This is a genomic window from Nonomuraea jiangxiensis, from assembly GCF_900099965.1.
Lineage (GTDB): Bacteria > Actinomycetota > Actinomycetes > Streptosporangiales > Streptosporangiaceae > Nonomuraea > Nonomuraea jiangxiensis.
This window is the reverse complement of sequence record NZ_FNDJ01000068.1, coordinates 1-1011: the sequence shown is the minus strand read 5'-3', so window position 1 is coordinate 1011 and position 1011 is coordinate 1. Positions and strand designations below refer to the sequence as shown.

General features: G+C 67.3%; 1 protein-coding gene. It reads left to right on the top strand.

Annotated features, from left to right (window positions below; genetic code table 11):
* Positions 1-123: 123 nt before the first annotated feature.
* The coding region (locus BLS95_RS53820) for a hypothetical protein (protein ID WP_218136471.1) at positions 124-1011 on the top strand (888 nt) is incomplete at its 3' end.

The following is a 1011-nucleotide window of genomic DNA, read 5'->3' as shown; positions in this document are numbered from 1 at the left end:
CCACGACGGCGACGGCGACGACATCACCGGCCTGGGCACCGTCGACCCCAAGGGCTGGTCCCAGATCCTCCTGTCCGCCCAACCCGCCACCGTCAGCTGACGCCGTACCGAAGGACTTCCCACATGTTCAGAGCGCTCGTCCGCCGTGCCTCCATCACGGCCACGGTGGTCATCATCGCTTCCGGCTTATCGGCCACCGCCTTTCCCGCGCTGGCCGACCCGCGGCCCGCGCCCACCGCGGCCTCGGATGTCGAGGCCGACTACCAGGTAGCCCCCTGTGACCCCGATGGCACCACCGCGACCGACGCGGCCCTGGCCAACCAGCTCAACAGCTCTCTCAACAAGAAGATGCGCGGCTACATGTCCGCCTACCGCGTGTCGTGCGCGCGAATGGTGATCAAGGCCGTGCACGACCGTGGACTGGATCCCCGGGCGGCCGTGATCGCCATCACGACCACGATCGTGGAGAGCAGCATCGAGAACATCAGCGAAGAGGTCGACTTCGACAGTCTGGGACTGTTCCAGCAGCGCGAAGCCTGGGGAGAGGTGCCCGATCGCCTCAACCCGACGTGGGCGACCAACGCCTTCCTCAACAAGATGATCCGGCTCTACCCGAACAACAGCTGGCGGACCGCACCGGTCGGCGAGGTGGCCCAGGCGGTGCAGGTCTCCGCCTTCCCGGACCGCTATCAGGTGCAGGCCGGCGACGCGCAGATCATCGTGAACACCATCCTGCCCCACATCAGCGTGCCCAGAGGCAGGGTCTCGGTGTACGGGGTCCAGCCGGACGGGCGGCTCACCTACGCCGCCATCGACGCCGCCACCGGGCGGCGTACCCACGGCAACGTCGTGTCGACCGCCACCCTCGGCTTCACCCCCAAGGCCATGGCCACCCTCAACTTCAACACCCTCCTCATCACCGAGGACGGACCCGAAGGCAGGCTCTACCGCGTCGACGTCATCACCAACAACACCAGCCTCTCCTTCCACCCACCCGTCCACCTCGAAGAC